This window comes from Thalassotalea sp. PP2-459 (assembly GCF_001913705.1).
GTDB classification, from domain to species: Bacteria; Pseudomonadota; Gammaproteobacteria; order Enterobacterales; family Alteromonadaceae; genus Thalassotalea_C; species Thalassotalea_C hakodatensis.
On the sequence record NZ_MKQD01000009.1, the window covers coordinates 1 to 14,900 of the forward strand.

The 14,900-nt window shown below is 38.1% G+C and carries 19 protein-coding genes; 10 read left to right on the forward strand and 9 right to left on the reverse strand.

All coding sequences use genetic code 11. The features are described from left to right. Positions 1–211 precede the first annotated feature (211 nt). From BI291_RS00415 to BI291_RS00440, 6 genes are all read left to right on the forward strand, one after another. Positions 212–1,933: a lysophospholipid acyltransferase family protein gene (locus BI291_RS00415; protein ID WP_074495300.1), complete on the forward strand. Its 1,722-nt coding sequence runs from the start codon at positions 212–214 to the stop codon at positions 1,931–1,933. 60 nt (positions 1,934–1,993) lie between these two features. Further along, positions 1,994–2,509, forward strand: coding sequence for a phosphatase PAP2 family protein (locus BI291_RS00420; protein ID WP_074495301.1), 516 nt, complete (start codon positions 1,994–1,996; stop codon positions 2,507–2,509). Beyond that, positions 2,509–3,531 carry an MJ1255/VC2487 family glycosyltransferase gene (locus BI291_RS00425; protein WP_074495303.1) on the forward strand — a complete coding sequence of 341 codons (1,023 nt, stop codon included), beginning with the start codon at positions 2,509–2,511 and terminating at the stop codon, positions 3,529–3,531. The genes BI291_RS00420 and BI291_RS00425 overlap by 1 nt, the downstream gene beginning before the upstream one ends. Before the next feature lie 167 nt (positions 3,532–3,698). Beyond that, positions 3,699–4,058: a GntR family transcriptional regulator gene (locus BI291_RS00430; protein ID WP_074495305.1), complete on the forward strand. Its 360-nt coding sequence runs from the start codon at positions 3,699–3,701 to the stop codon at positions 4,056–4,058. Further along, positions 4,055–4,912 carry an ABC transporter ATP-binding protein gene (locus BI291_RS00435; protein ID WP_074495308.1) on the forward strand — a complete coding sequence of 286 codons (858 nt, stop codon included), beginning with the start codon at positions 4,055–4,057 and terminating at the stop codon, positions 4,910–4,912. The genes BI291_RS00430 and BI291_RS00435 overlap by 4 nt, the downstream gene beginning before the upstream one ends. Next, complete coding sequence (locus tag BI291_RS00440; protein ID WP_074495310.1) at positions 4,912–5,802, forward strand: hypothetical protein; 891 nt, start codon at positions 4,912–4,914, stop codon at positions 5,800–5,802. The genes BI291_RS00435 and BI291_RS00440 overlap by 1 nt, the downstream gene beginning before the upstream one ends. 82 nt (positions 5,803–5,884) lie before the next feature. On the opposite strand, the gene BI291_RS00445 is transcribed toward BI291_RS00440, so the two are convergent. The 6 genes from BI291_RS00445 to BI291_RS00470 form a co-directional block, all read right to left on the reverse strand. Next, positions 5,885–6,175, reverse strand: a complete 291-nt coding sequence (locus BI291_RS00445) for a hypothetical protein (RefSeq protein ID WP_139302518.1) — start codon at positions 6,173–6,175, stop codon at positions 5,885–5,887. A gap of 342 nt (positions 6,176–6,517) precedes the next feature. Beyond that, complete coding sequence (locus tag BI291_RS00450; RefSeq protein ID WP_074495315.1) at positions 6,518–7,249, reverse strand: MauE/DoxX family redox-associated membrane protein; 732 nt, start codon at positions 7,247–7,249, stop codon at positions 6,518–6,520. A gap of 225 nt (positions 7,250–7,474) precedes the next feature. Further along, complete coding sequence (locus tag BI291_RS00455; RefSeq protein WP_322111097.1) at positions 7,475–7,657, reverse strand: hypothetical protein; 183 nt, start codon at positions 7,655–7,657, stop codon at positions 7,475–7,477. A gap of 17 nt (positions 7,658–7,674) precedes the next feature. After that, the gene (locus BI291_RS00460) at positions 7,675–7,917 is read right to left on the reverse strand and encodes a hypothetical protein (protein ID WP_074495320.1); all 243 of its coding nucleotides are present in this window, start codon (positions 7,915–7,917) and stop codon (positions 7,675–7,677) included. Between the two features lie 11 nt (positions 7,918–7,928). Then, positions 7,929–8,903, reverse strand: coding sequence for a methylenetetrahydrofolate reductase (locus tag BI291_RS00465; protein ID WP_083601793.1), 975 nt, complete (start codon positions 8,901–8,903; stop codon positions 7,929–7,931). Positions 8,904–9,041: 138 nt separating this feature from the next. Next, on the reverse strand, positions 9,042–10,016 hold the full coding sequence (locus tag BI291_RS00470) for a tRNA-dihydrouridine synthase (protein ID WP_074495326.1): 975 nt from the start codon (positions 10,014–10,016) through the stop codon (positions 9,042–9,044). A gap of 157 nt (positions 10,017–10,173) precedes the next feature. On the opposite strand from BI291_RS00470, the gene BI291_RS00475 reads away from it, so the two are divergent. Then, positions 10,174–10,623, forward strand: a complete 450-nt coding sequence (locus BI291_RS00475; protein ID WP_074495329.1) for a hypothetical protein — start codon at positions 10,174–10,176, stop codon at positions 10,621–10,623. Positions 10,624–10,855: 232 nt separating this feature from the next. Here BI291_RS00475 and BI291_RS00480 read toward each other — a convergent pair whose 3' ends face one another. After that, positions 10,856–11,422, reverse strand: coding sequence for a GNAT family N-acetyltransferase (locus BI291_RS00480; RefSeq protein ID WP_074495332.1), 567 nt, complete (start codon positions 11,420–11,422; stop codon positions 10,856–10,858). 77 nt (positions 11,423–11,499) lie between these two features. Between BI291_RS00480 and BI291_RS00485 the strand changes: the two genes are divergently transcribed. Together BI291_RS00485 and BI291_RS00490 are read left to right on the forward strand one after the other, a co-directional pair. Further along, positions 11,500–12,165 carry an SDR family oxidoreductase gene (locus BI291_RS00485; protein WP_074495334.1) on the forward strand — a complete coding sequence of 222 codons (666 nt, stop codon included), beginning with the start codon at positions 11,500–11,502 and terminating at the stop codon, positions 12,163–12,165. Then, complete coding sequence (locus tag BI291_RS00490) at positions 12,165–12,521, forward strand: MGMT family protein (protein ID WP_074495336.1); 357 nt, start codon at positions 12,165–12,167, stop codon at positions 12,519–12,521. The genes BI291_RS00485 and BI291_RS00490 overlap by 1 nt, the downstream gene beginning before the upstream one ends. A gap of 3 nt (positions 12,522–12,524) precedes the next feature. Here the strand turns inward: BI291_RS00490 and BI291_RS00495 are convergent, their stop codons facing one another. Further along, positions 12,525–13,313, reverse strand: a complete 789-nt coding sequence (locus tag BI291_RS00495) for an SDR family oxidoreductase (RefSeq protein WP_074495339.1) — start codon at positions 13,311–13,313, stop codon at positions 12,525–12,527. Between the two features lie 102 nt (positions 13,314–13,415). Between BI291_RS00495 and BI291_RS00500 the strand changes: the two genes are divergently transcribed. Then, on the forward strand, positions 13,416–14,201 hold the full coding sequence (locus tag BI291_RS00500; RefSeq protein WP_074495341.1) for an alpha/beta fold hydrolase: 786 nt from the start codon (positions 13,416–13,418) through the stop codon (positions 14,199–14,201). Between the two features lie 39 nt (positions 14,202–14,240). On the opposite strand, the gene BI291_RS00505 is transcribed toward BI291_RS00500, so the two are convergent. Then, positions 14,241–14,696 (reverse strand): Hsp20 family protein, encoded by a 456-nt coding sequence (locus tag BI291_RS00505; RefSeq protein WP_074495344.1) that lies wholly within the window; start codon positions 14,694–14,696, stop codon positions 14,241–14,243. Positions 14,697–14,900: the final 204 nt, after the last annotated feature.

Here is a 14,900-nt window from a genome sequence, read left to right on the forward strand (position 1 = left end):
TAACCATAGAATGACTATGCAATAATCCAAGTGCCGCGATCAGAAGGCGTTTAATTTGAACAAAACTTAAACAGCAAAGATCAACACGCTCTAACTAACGCGTAATGCCATAAAAGCGTCATAAACAAGTAACAAAGGTGTCATTTTTCTTAACTATGTTAAGAACATTCCAATAAAGGTTGGAATGTGACACTTTTTGGAGCTTTAAAAGATGATCCGTGTTGATGATGTTGTCGAACAAAACTTACCTAAAATACAACAAACCCCTTGGTTAGCAAAGCCAGTCAAAGCGATTTTAAAAAGCTTATTACACGAAAACAAATTTCAAGATTTTGAACAGAAGTACCCGCATATTTCAGGGTTTGATTTTGTCGAACAAGGATTATCACATTTAGGTGTCAGTTATTCAGTGCGAGATAACGAGCGTGAGAATATTCCAAGAGATGGTCGCGTGGTCATCATTGCCAATCATCCTATTGGTTCTATTGATGGATTAACCTTAATAAAACTCGTTGCTGATATTCGTCGTGATGTAAAAGTTGTGGTGAATAACATGTTAATGGCGCTTACACCATTACAGTCTTTGTTATTGCCCGTTAATAATATGGGAGGGCAAACGCCAAAACAAAACTTACAAGCCATTCAACAACACTTAGCCAATGACGGCGCGATTATCGTTTTTCCTGCGGGTGAGGTTTCACGTTTAAGCCCAAGTGGCGTGAAAGATGGTAAATGGCATAGTGGCTTCCTACGTTTTGCTCAGCAAGCTAAATCTCCCATCGTACCAGTATATATAGATGCGAAAAATTCAGCGAAGTTTTACGGTTTATCAATGATGTATAAACCAGCATCTACGTTGTTGCTCGTAAACGAAATGTTTAACAAGCAGCAAGGTAACGTTGCGATGCGTATTGGGCAACAAATTCCTTACGAAAGCTATCAATCAATAGCTGTAGACATAAAAACCAAAACCAAGCTGTTTAAACAGCACCTTTATCGCTTAAAGAAAAGTCGAGCAGGTATTTTTAAAACACAATCTGCTATCGCTCCACACGAAGATAGAAAAGCGCTCAAGCATGCAATAAAAGCTTGTGAATACCTCGGTCAAACGCAAGATGGAAAGTGCATTTATCTCCATCGCTACCAAGAGAATGATCCTATTATGCGGGAAATAGGTGTATTACGTGAACAGGCATTCCGTGCAGTGGGTGAAGGGTCTAATCTACGTCGTGATATTGATCATTTTGACAAGCACTATCTGCATTTAATTTTATGGGATGATGACGAATTGGAAATTGTTGGGGCATACCGGTTTGCAGATACAAACGACGTGATATCAACGCAAGGCTTAACGGGTTTATATAGCCACTCTTTGTTTGATTTTTGTGAAGAGATGACACCTTACCTTGCACAAGGTTTAGAGCTTGGGCGGAGTTTTGTGCAGCCTAAATACTGGGGAAAACGCAGTTTAGATTATCTTTGGTTTGGTATTGGCGCGTTTATAAATAAATATCCTAAATATCGCTATTTATTTGGCCCAGTCACAATCAGCAATAGTATGCCGCAAGCAGCTAAAGAGCTCATGGTATATTTTTACCGTCTATACTTTGGTAGCGAGCAAAATATCGCAACGTCGCGATCACCTTTTACCCTTCAACAATCCGCTATTGAACAATTAACACAGCAATTTACCGGACAAGATTATAAAGCGGATTTTACACGCTTAAAACATCTACTGGCGAATATGGGCACTGCGATCCCTACATTATACAAACAATATAGTGAACTTACTGAACGTGGTGGTGTGCAATTTCTTGATTTTGGTGTTGATGCTGAATTTGCCGACTGCATTGACGGTTTAGTGATGCTAGATTTAGCTAAGTTAAAAACTAAGAAACGAGAACGCTACCTTGGAAAAAAGCTAAAACAATAATTATATTAACGTGCAATTTTGTCATCTTTCGGTCATATATTCACGATAAGGTAGAGCATTATGACAGTACTTGAAGCGCTATATCAGGTAGATTTACGGGTACTTCTATGGTGCAGGAAATCGCGTTATTACCCGCAATTTATCGCCTTTGTTCGGAGCCTGTCAAAAACAGGTGATGGCTATATGCAAGGCTTATTTCCCTTGGTTTACTGGGGATATAACCCTGATTCCGGACAAACATTTCTTTTACTTGCATGCCTTACTTTTGCTTTTGAACGACCTATATATTTTTTACTAAAAAACATACTTAAAAGACGAAGACCACCAGAGGTGGTGCCTGACTTTTTTTCTCTGGTAAAAGCCGCGGACCAATTTAGTTTTCCGTCTGGACACACTATGGCAGCCTTTGCGTTAGCAGGACTTGCAACTATTCACATTGGCAGTGCTGCTTTTCCACTTTATCTTTGGGCTACTTGCATTGGTATATCTCGTGTAGTGCTAGGAGTACACTTTCCTTCTGATATCATTGCTGGAGCATTACTTGGTAGCCTAATTGTGATAGGAGTTGTGCTTTAATGAAAATCCTTTACGGTATTCAAGCGACAGGCAATGGCCATATTTCACGGTCTCGTGTGATGGCTAAGTACTTTAACGAACGTAATATAGATGTGACGTATTTATTATCAGGGCGTGAGAAAGAAAAACTATTTGATATGGAAGTGTTTGGTGACTTTCTTTATCGGAGGGGCCTGACATTCGTTACCCATCAAGGAAAAATAGATCATTGGCGAACGATAAAAACCAATAATATTATTGAATTTGTTAATGATATTCGCACACTTGATGTAAAGCAGTACGATTTAGTGATCACTGATTTTGAACCTATCACCGCCTGGGCTGCTAAATTATCTGGTGTAAAATCATTAGCGATTGGCCATCAATATGCCTTTGGTGAAAACACTCCGATTACGGGTGGTAATGTATTAGCAAGTGGTATTTTAAAGTACTTTGCACCAGCAAAACAGTCGATAGGGCTACATTGGGCTCGTTACAATAATAACGTATTGCCGCCTATTATTGATGTTAGGTTAACACGTTCGGCACAAAAAGGGCCGGTATTAGTGTATTTACCGTTTGAAGATCAACAAACGGTTCTGAAAATGTTAAACAGCGTTACAGCGTACCAGTTCGTTCAATACTCTCAAGAGTTAACAGATGGTGAACAAGCAAATGTGCAAACGCGAACAACGAGTTATCAAGGGTTCAAAGAAGATTTAAAGCGTGCAAGTGCAGTCATTTGTAATAGCGGCTTTGAATTAAATAGCGAATGTATTCATTTAGGCATTCCTATTCTTACTAAACCCATCGCTGGACAAATGGAGCAAGAATCGAATGCGCTGGCATTAGAACAGCTTGGTTATGGTAAAGCGGTTAGTGCGCTTTCGAGTACAGTCGTTGAACAGTGGTTGGTGAATTTACCAACACAAACACGAACTATTTTTCCAGATGTTGCTCAATTAATTGTCAATTGGTTATCGCAAGACAATGCGAACCACACTATTGATGACTTTACTGCTCAAGTATGGAAGCAGCATTAAGCGTTAATACACTAACGTGCATTACTGTCTTCGGTAGACTCTTTCACTTTATCTTCGTTGAATGAAACATTTATTTACAGCTTATTTGAGCGTAAAATTTGTGTTTTGGTGTACTGGTGATGTATAACACTAATTATTCGCTAATCACTATTCATGGATAAAACACGATGACAACTCAATGGCAGGCTGATAAGCCTATCTATTTGCAGTTATATCAGCAAGTAGTTGGACGAATTCTTGATGGATATATTCAAGAAGGGGAAGCACTTCCTTCTGTGAGAAAGGTAGCTGCACAGTATCAAGTTAATCCAATGACCATTTCAAAGGCATATCAAATGTTGCAGGATGAAAACATTGTTGAGAAACAACGAGGTAAAGGGCTTTATGTTAAAGCTGGCGCTCAAGAAACCATGCTTGTACGGGAACGTGAAGTGTTTTTACAAGAGCAATGGCCTGAGATATTACAACAAATAAAACGATTAAAACTTAAACCCGAATCATTGTTAACCACGGGGGACTCACTATGAGTGCGGTAGTGTCACTAAAACAAGTATCAAAGTGTTATAAAAAGACGAAAGTTGTTGATAATGTAGATTTAACTGTTGAAAAAGGACAGATCCTCGGTTTAGTTGGGCCTAATGGAGCAGGTAAAACTACCTGCTTACAAGCAATGTTGGGGCTAATTTCTTACCAAGGAGAAATTGACATTCTCGGTTTCGAACCCAGAAAGAACCGCGCGAAAATGCTAGAAAATGTCGCTTATATTGCTGATGTAGCAGTGCTGCCAAAATGGTTAACTGCAGCACAAGCAATTAAATATATGGCGGGGGTTCATCCAAGGTTTAATGCAGATAAAGCGCGTACTTTTTTATCTAAAACAAATATTAATGAGTCAAGCAAAGTAGGTACATTGTCTAAAGGCATGATAACGCAACTACATTTGGCATTGATTTTAGCGTTAGATGTATCGGTGCTTATCTTAGATGAGCCAACTCTCGGTCTAGACATTTTAACGAGACGCCAATTTTATAGTCACTTACTCGAAGACTTTTACTCCGAAGAGAAAGCGATTGTCGTGACAACACACCAAATAGAAGAAATTGAGCACATTTTAACGGATGTTGCTTTTATTCAAGATGGCAACATTATTATTGCAGAAAGTGTTGAACAGATTAAAGACAGGTTTAAGCTTGTTGCTGTTTCTGATGAATGCCAAGAGCTGGCATCTTCTATGTTGCCGTTATGTACGAATCGTTTAATGGGGATCACAACCATGTTATTTGATCAGCACTCACGGGAACAGCTGGAAGCAGTTGGAAAAGTATCATCGCCAAGCTTAGCGGATATTTTTGTAGGCGTAATGGCCAAGGAGGTGTACTAATGAACATGCACTCTTTACAAATGAATATACAAAAAGAATTATGGGAATATAAAAGAATATTTGTATGGTTGCCGGTAATTCTAGCTTCGCTAATAGTATTGATACCAGTGCTTAATTATATTCTCGGAGACGGCTTACCAATTAACTGGCAGCAACAGCTGAACAGAATTAGCCAACAGCAAGATAACATGTTGTTTTCGCAAATAGTGTTTGGTTTTATTTCTGCATTATTTGCTCCTTTTATGATTGTTGCGTTTATTGTGCAACTTTATTATTTCACCGCATGTTTTTTCGATGAAAGACGAGATTTATCTATCGTTTTTTGGCGTTCATTGCCAGTACCAGACAGCCAAACCGTCGGTGTTAAATTGCTTGTTGGTGCGATTATTTTACCTGCCATTTTTATGTTAGCAGCAACGATAGTGTTATTGTTATTTGTGTTAGTAGCATTGATTGTATGTACGGTCTTATCTGTTAGTCAAGATATTGATATATGGGGCTTATGGTTTTCAGGTGAATGGCTCAGTAATTTTCTTATTACTTGGAGCAGTTTGTTACCGCTTAGCCTGTGGTTGTTACCTGTTTATACTTGGTTAATGTTGACGTCTATATATGCTAAAAAAGCCCCCTTTTTATTGGCGATTTTACCCGTTACTATTTTAGTGATCGTTGAAGCAATTATTGTTGAATATTTCAATTTAGCTTCACCGTATTTTACTGTGATGCTTGTCAATTATTTTGACTTTTCTAACGCTATAACCGGTCAATATACATCCATCTCAGCTGTTCCGATTAACGCAATAATGAGTAAGGTAACTGTGGGAACATTTGTGTTAGGCGGAAGCTTTATTTATGCCACTTATTGGTTGAGGGTAAATAGAGGCCAATAAGTCACAAATATGTGTAAACCTCTTAGTAGTGACAACGTCGTAAAGTTTATTGTCACTACTAAATTTTTTATGAAAAAGGCACTTAAAAGTTACTGCAATTCGTGCCATTACCTTTGCGTGATGCCCCTAAAATTTTATTCTGCCTATCGATCATAAAAGTTAAAGAACAATAATTAGCTGCTTTATGTAATGCTGTTGCGCCATCATATTCAATGACTTTATTGCCATCTTCGAGTTTTAGGAATGTTTGAGGTGTGCCATATTCTTCAATTAATGTACCGAGTGATTCTCCGTGCCAATGTGACACATCTCCGTTTGATGCACATGAAGCAACGAATATCATGAAAAAACTACTTACTACTCTATTTTTCATTGTATTACTCTTGATATTAGCCACTAAAGGATTTGATTATAAAATAAACAAGTACGACTTGTAAATTATATGTATGAATATTTCATAGTGTGTATGGTTCGAAATGTTCACTTTACTGAACATAATTAAAATCGCGTTTAGCTGAATACAAAGGGCAGGTTTTTTGTCATTTATACGTCGTTATTGCTATTTCATGTGGAATAACCACCTATTAATCGCAATGCCTTGTCTAAATACCAATAAACTGCTGTAAAAATACATGCGAAAGTAGACTTTGTTTCTGAGGGAAGCACAGCGATTAATACATATTAACCGCTGTTTTCTGCGGGTGATGATTTTTTGTTATTTAACAAACATCCAGATACCAGCACTGATCATAAATAGGTTTTCAGTGAGAGAAATAAAACCTAGTGGTACGTTACTATCTCCACCGACACATGCGCATTTTAATTCACGTTTATCAATATACACTGCTTTTATAACTGAAATTGCACCAATACCACCAATCAATAATGAAAAAGGCGCAACGCTATAAGCGGGTAAACCAGCAATCATTCCAATACCAACATAGGCCTCTATAAAGGGATAAGCATAGGCATATCTCACTACTTTCATGCCAACAAGATCATAAGTAATAAATGAATTAGTAAAACTAAATAAATCTTGCAGTTTTTGTATTGCCAAAGCCGACATGGTTAATGCCACAAATAATTCAAGGGTGTATATTGATATCAAGCTAAATCCAGCTGAGAAACTAAACGCTAAACTTAATAATAAGGTGATGGAAAAAATCGCAATTACCGGTGTATAACTGGTACCCTGTTGATCTGCTTGTGCTTTATTAAAATAACTGCGCAATTCATCATATCCCCCTATGCGTGTATTTTGAATGAAAGTTTGTGGGGTGGTGTCTACGCTATGTTGCTTTTTAAATGAGTCTGTTTGTTCTCGAGACGTTAATAAATGGTCTGCAACGTTATATCCTTCTCGCTCTAATAAATCTTTTGATTTTAAACCAAATGGACATATGTGCTCTTCGGTAGCCATTCTAAAAAGTTGTGCAGACTTACTCACTATACGCTCCTTATTTACTAGCATGTAACAGAAATAAATAGACTTTGCTCTTGAGTATGGCTAATAATTACTATTCGTAAAGCCGTTGTACTGGAATAGCTTGTAAAAAGTGAAGATGATAATAGAGCATGTGGACGCTTGATAAAAGCTGACGTGGTCCTAATTCATAGGCATTCAGTGATAATATTACAGTTGAAGGTTTGCATGTCTGTTACGTTAATCGTGTTAATTGGTTAAAAAGTCGCGATAATTTTTAACACCAAAATATCGAATAGACTTTTTAACCTTTACTTGCTTCGCAATGAGTAAATCACCACAGTAAATTTTAACCACTTGCTTATCACCATTACTGTCTGTGTCGTATTGGTGTTGAGTATTAAGCCTGAGGTTATCAAACTCAGTTTTCATGATTAATTTCATGGTTGTTACAGTTTTTCTATTTCTTGACTAACTTGGTAGCCCTGATCAGTCACGATCTTTTCTAGAACTTGTACACGTTCTTCCAAGGATAACACTTGCTTTTTTAACGAAATATTTTGCTCATGCGCTTTATTATTACTATTTAGCGTACGTTCTTTAAAGGCTATATGCTTTTTATACATATCATACAGTACGCTAAAGCCCACAGATATAAGTACAATAAGCACAACCATTGTAGTACCTGTCATATTAACTCTCCTTAACTGATCAGCGATTGCAACTCTTGCTTCGCTAGATAGTTTTCCATGGTAGAACGTAATAATTTATATAACAATATTGAACCATCAATTTCTTCTTTTCGATTGGTTAAACTTTCAATATTCAGACCAAGTGGTAATTGATAAGGTAAAACGGCATCTAATATTTGGTGTAAACTATTAGTACAAATGCGAATAGACTCATATAGTGGTTTTTCGGCATTTAAAATACGTAGGCTGGTAGCTTCTGGAACGCTAACGCCTAACCAATCAATAAATTCTAAGGTTTTCTCACTGCCACAAGGTGAAAACGTTAAGATAATTCGTTGAGGTTTTAGGCCTAACTTTTTACATTCGATCGCGTAGCGAGTGAGCATATCAATGGTGGCTTGAGGATCATAGATCGCCTGTGATATAAAGAAATTACAGCCTTGTTTATGTTTTTCAATCAATCGTTCATGCTCATTGCCTTTACTCGCATGGCGTTCAGCAATTGTTACACCACCGATAAAAAAGTCATGTTGGTTTTCAACAAGCGTTTTATAAGCCGTTTGTAGCGGTAGTGATACTTGATTGTGGCTTGAAGGACTTCCTACTAGCACAACGTCTGTAATACCAAATCGTTGCCATGCTTCATCTGCCCAAGTATTAAAATCATCAGCATTTGATTGCACAACACTTTTATAAGTGATCACTGGTCGTGATGATTTTTGATTCAATAATGCAGAATAATGCCGTGGGTCATGTGTTGATTTAAATGGGAACGGCCTTGGTTTATTAGTGCGCGAATCTTCATTTTGAATATCGTAAACAATCAAGCCATCAAAGTCGATATCGCTAACTCGTTCAAGTAATTTTCCGGCTATTTCATCGACTTTTTCAACGGGCGTATCACTTTTAGGAGGGGTAGTACCAATAAAGTAAACGCCACGCCTGATATCGTTATACCTTGCTCTTAATTCTGAACCTTGTTCCACTGTTATATTCTTCTTAACCTAATTTGAGAGTAATCATACCGATTTTTTGGTTAAAAATCTTCGCTAACACTAGCTCGAATTGTGATAATTTATCGCAAATTTTTCGTATGGGTACGAGAAAAATTCATACCCGTGCAGTTATGGATATTTATTTTGGGCATCAAGTGAGGTGAGTGTGGAAATTTCTGCTAGTATTTCGTGCTTTTGTGTCAACGTTTTTATTCGTTGAAAAAGGCTTTCTGCTTGCGGGTATTGCAATTTCAAATAGCGGAGCCATTGTTTTAATCGACTCGAAAAATAAAAGCTTTTATCACCGCTTAACTCTAATTGGGCATAGTGTTGTAGTAAGCGACTCAGTGCTTGCCAAGACATTTTATCTTCTATGCCCTTTATTACATTCGCCAAATTAGGCATGGCAAGCGCACCTCGGCCTAGCATTAAATGTTGGGTTTTTGCTTCTACCATGCATTGTTGTGCTGAGTCTACATCCCATATTTCACCATTTGCGTAAATTGTCATATCGTGACTGTTGGTTAATTTACCAATATGTTGCCAATAAGCTGGTGGTCTGTAACCGTCTTTTTTGGTGCGTGCATGAATGGTTAATTCGTTTGCGCCAGCTTGGGCAACAGCTGAAACCACTTCTTCAAAAAGCATTGTGTCTTCGAAACCTAAACGAATTTTAGCTGATACGGTTTGAGAAGAGGGTACCGCACTTCTAACGGCAGAAACTATTTGATGAATGGTCTCCGGCGATTTTAATAACACTGCGCCGCCTTTACTTTTATTAACCGTTTTTGCAGGGCAACCGAAATTTAAATCAACACCTTGCGAACCAAGCTCAATAGCGCGTTTGGCATTTTCTGCCATCCACATGGCATGTTGACCTAGTAATTGAATGCGTACAGGTGTGCCATTAGAAGTTGTACCTTTATTACGTAATTCTGGCGACAGTTTGTGATAAATATGACGTGGTACTAACCCTTGTACTACTCTAACAAACTCAGTGATACATAGATCATAGGCATTAATGGAGGTAAGCAATTCTCGCATTAGCGCATCTGCAACACCTTCCATTGGCGCAAGTGTTATTTTTTTTACGTTATTATTCATAAATATATAGATACAACTTTGGCTAGACAAATCTTACTTTCTCGCCTAGCTTAAAAAAGCAATATTTGTTGAAATTAAATGAAATAGTTCAGGTCTTCTTAAATAGAGCTGATCGTAAGATATGGTATCTATTTTTATATAATAAAGGAAAGATAAGATGAGTATGTCAAAAAAATCTACAATAGCAGCAATGTTTACTGCTTTAGCGATGGCGAGCGTTTTTACGTTACCAGCTAAAGCGGAAAATAATATTAACCCATTTGAAATTGAAAATGTACAGTTTTCAGGAAGCAGCCATGTTGGACATGAAGGTGGTTCTTGCGGCGAAGGTGCCGATAAAAAAGACAAAAAAAGCTGCGGCGAAGGTATGAAGCATAAAGACAAGAAAAGCTGCGGCGAAGGTATGAAGCATAAAGACAAAAAAAGCTGTGGTGAAGGCATGAAGCACAAAGACAAAAAAAGCTGTGGTGAAGGCATGAAGCACAAAGATAAAAAAAGTTGCGGTGAAGGTGCAATGAAGAAAAAGCCACGTACCAGTTGTGGTGAAAATCATTGTGGTGAAGGTAGTAAAAAGAAAATGAAAAAAATGAAAAAAGATAACGGTTAATACAGAGCGTGTTGATCTTTTAAGTTTGTTTTTGCAGCAATTTGTTTGGTATTTATACAAGGCAGAGCTTGTGCCGTGTAGTTATTCTACTCAAATCAAGCGATAACATAGTAGAAATGTCAAATAGGTGCTGCCTGAAGGGTTTAACTAAACTCAAAAAGCAAAGATCAACACGCCCTAATACTCGCGCGCTTAAAAAGCCACTTGATAGTTTAACGTCAAGTGGCTTTTTTTAGTATTTATTCTTTTGTTCATTGGCTAGCAGAGCGTAAATAAACTCATCATGCCATTCATTATTGAGTAGAGTGTGAGCACGAAAGTGTGCCTCTTTCTGCATACCTAGTTTTTCCATGACTTTCCAGCTGCCAATATTCTTGGCATAACAATAAGCGATAACTTTATGAACGCCAATTTGTTGAAAGAGAAATTCAATCAGGCAACGACCAACCTCTGGAATAATACCTTTTCCTTGGTGTTTTCCTAATAGTAAATAACCTATTTCAGCACGCTGTTGCGCTAAGTCTTCAATACGAAAACCGATACTACCAACAGCAGATTTTGATGATTTTTCTGTAATTTTAAAGGTTAGCCAATGCTCTTCTTCATGTTGCCAAGGCTTGATCCTTTGTGAAAATTTTTCTGCTAATGCTTGTGGCTCAAGTATTGGCCCAATGTACTGCATTAATCTTGGATCAGTTTGTAACTGTTGAAACAGATTAAAATCATCTGAAGTCATTAAGGCTAAGTCAAAACGCGTTGTTTGAAGTGAAATGGACTGTTGGATCAGCTCAATGTTCATAAACTATCCTTGAATAATGTATAGCGTGTTGCCATATAGTACATAAGGTTTGATCAATAACAAACAGAGGAAGTGAAATGAAAAACACTGTAGTAATTACTGGCGCTAATCGTGGAATTGGACTTGCCATGGCGACGATCTTTGCAGATCAGGGTGATAACGTTATCGCATTATGTCGTCAAAGCTCAGAGGCGTTAGATGCGTTAAATGCAAAGGTAATCAATGGGGTTGATGTTGCCACCGAGCAAGGCTTAACTGTTATGGCTGAGGCATTATCTAACGAGAGGATTAACGTGTTGATTTGCAATGCGGGTATTCTAAGAGATGAACAATTAGGTCAATTAAACACAACCACAATAAAAGAACAGTTTGATGTTAACGCCTTAGCACCTTTATTGGTTGTTGAACGTTTACTGCCTCAGCTAGTTACCGGTAGTAAAATAGCGATGATCACTTCTAGAATGGGCTCTATCGCGGATAATGGTTCAGGTGGTCGATATGGTTATCGTATGTCAAAAGCAGCTTTAAATGCGGCTTCTATGTCGTTATCGAAAGATTTAGCATCTCACGATATTTCTGTTGGCGTATATCATCCAGGCTATGTTCAAACTGAAATGGTCAATATGGGTGGGGATATTAGTGCTAATGAAGCGGCTGGTCGTATTGTTAAGTTAATAGAGCAACAATCAATGGCTGAAACGGGTGTGTTTAAACATTCAAATGGCGACGTATTACCCTGGTAATGACCAACATAGGAAATTACCAACGAATTTGGCAAACGGTACAACAGATCCCTGTTGGTAAAGTAGCGACTTATGGTCAAATTGCTGATTTAGCTGGTTTGCCCGGCCGCGCTAGATTAGTGGGTAAATCACTTGGCTATGTACCTGATGGCGGCTGGCAAAATAAAGCTGTTCCTTGGTTTCGTGTGATTAACGCACAAGGGAAAATATCGTTACCGCTTGCCAGTGAAGGGTTTGAACGGCAAAAAGCGTTGCTACAAGAAGAACAAATTGTGGTAGTAGGGGCTAAGATCAGCCTGAAAGAGTTTCAATGGCAGCCTGATCTTAGCGAGTTATTATTTACCCTATCTTTTTAACGATTACAGACTGGATGTTCTGCCACCATCGACGGGTAAATTAATACCAGTGATGTAGCCCGCGCTAGGCGATGCTAAAAATGCAGCCGCAGCGGCAAACTCTTCTGGTTGTGCAAATCGTCTCATTGGTATGTGAGATTTTTCAATGTCGGTCGCTTGCTCAATACTAATGTTTTGCTTTGCTGCTTTACCTTCGATAATAGCGTCTAATCTTGCGGTGGCTGTTGCGCCTGGCAAAACGTTGTTTACCGTAATACCAAACGGGCCCAATTCATTGGCTAACGTTTTAGCCCAACTTGCTACTGCACCACGTATCGTATTGGAAACACCCAAATTTGGTAATGGTTGTTTCACTGACGTTGAAATAACGTTAATAATCCGTCCATATCCTGTATTTTTCATGTGTGGGATTACCGCTTGTACTAAGTGGTGGTTCGAGACTAAATGTAACTGAAAGGCATCGATGAACGCTTGCGCATCTGCTGTATTAGCAGGCCCTGGCGTTGGCCCGCCAGTATTATTAATGAGAATATCAATGCCACCATGCTTTTCGATATTTGCAGTAATCGCATTTTTCACTTGTTCAGGCTGGGAAAAATCAGCAACTAATACATGATGTTGTTGGCCTTGACTAGTGTCTAATAACGCCAAAACCTTATTGAGAGATTGTTCATTACGTGCAAATAAAGTGACGTTAGCACCCAGTGATGCTAATTCGATTGCACATGCTTTTCCAATACCTTGGCTGCTACCGCACACTAGGGCGCTTTTGTTGGTTAATGTTATATTCATGCTTCTCTTTATATCTTGCTTTTGACCTAGTTATTTAATCATATCTCTTGTTAAAATGTGCAACATTTTACGATGTTAATATGAAAAGGTTGTGTTTCAGATATGCAAGGTATCAAAGTATTAGGACAAGGCCCTGCCGTTATTTTATTGCATAGTTCACTCAGTAGTAGTAAGCAATGGTTGCCATTGTGTTTTCAATTACAAGACAGCTTTACATTAATTAATGTTGATTTACTTGGTTATGGTGATGCAGGTTTACCTGATGATCTATCGAGTTATACCTTTGAAGATGAGTTAACTCGCATTGAACAGTGCTTACTTCAAGAAAATATTCAAACGCCAATTCATCTTGTTGGTCATTCGTGTGGTGGAGCTGTTGCATTAGCTTGGGCAATGAAAAATCGTCAACGAGTAGCAAGTTTATCTTTATTTGAGCCGGTTGCCTTTCATTTGCTTGAACAGGCTCAAGCGCAATACTTTCAGCAAGTGAGTGAATTTTCACAGCAATTACGCCAATTAGAAAGTACAGAGGCAACAGCGGCATTTGTTAATTTTTGGAATGGTGAACAGTTTTTTCAACAGCTTCCTCAAAAAGTACAACAGCAAATGGCACTTGCTATGCCGAAGGTTCATGCAGACTTTCAAGGAATATTAGACCAAAGCTATCAGTTGATAGACCTCAGTCAGTTATTATGTCCTTGTTTATTAGTCATAGGTGAACAAACCAGACCGTTGAGTAAAGTATTGAGTCAGTTAATTGCTGAGCATCTTTTTAATGCTCACCTGCACTACGTTGAAGGGGGTCATATGGCGCCAGTTTCTCATCCGCAAGAGACGGTAACCTTGTTCAGCCAATTTTTAAATCAACAAAAAAAGCCCGGTGAATAACCGGGCAAAAAATAAGGGATAAAATCAGTTTAGCTTATGTTAATTCGAGTTATCATTTAATAAGCTTTTACCATTAATGGCGATTTTTCGTGGTTTTAAAGCTTCTGGAATTTCACGCTGTAAATCAACGTGCAGTAAACCATTTTCCATAAAGGCACCAACCACCTTAACATGGTCGCCTAATTGAAATTTTCGTTCAAAATTTCGTTCTGCAATGCCTTGATGTAAGAATTTTCTGTCGGTTTTATCTGTTTCACCTGCTTTAGTGCCAGTAATGACTAAATTGTTATGTTCAGACTGTATCGCTAGCTCTTCTTCAGCGAAACCTGCAACAGCCATGGTAATTCTGTATTGGTCTTCAGCAAGCAATTCAATGTTATAAGGGGGATAAGACGATTGTTTATCAGCACGAGATGCTTTGTCTAATAATCCAGCTAAGTGATCGAAACCGATAAATGAACGGTAAAGTGGGCTAAAATCTGTAGTTGTACGCATAATTCATATCCTCTGTTAAGCAATATGTTAATAAGTAAAGTTGTGCGTTGAATGTCGCTCGAGGTTCTCGCCGCGTATTTCATCGTACTCGCATAACTTTTATAAAGTGCCTTTCAATAGTGAACAGGCGGTTAATTGTAGTCCCTTTCAGCGACTACAATTAATAGATAGGGTTAATATGTTTTTATTCAAGGATAAAAATTA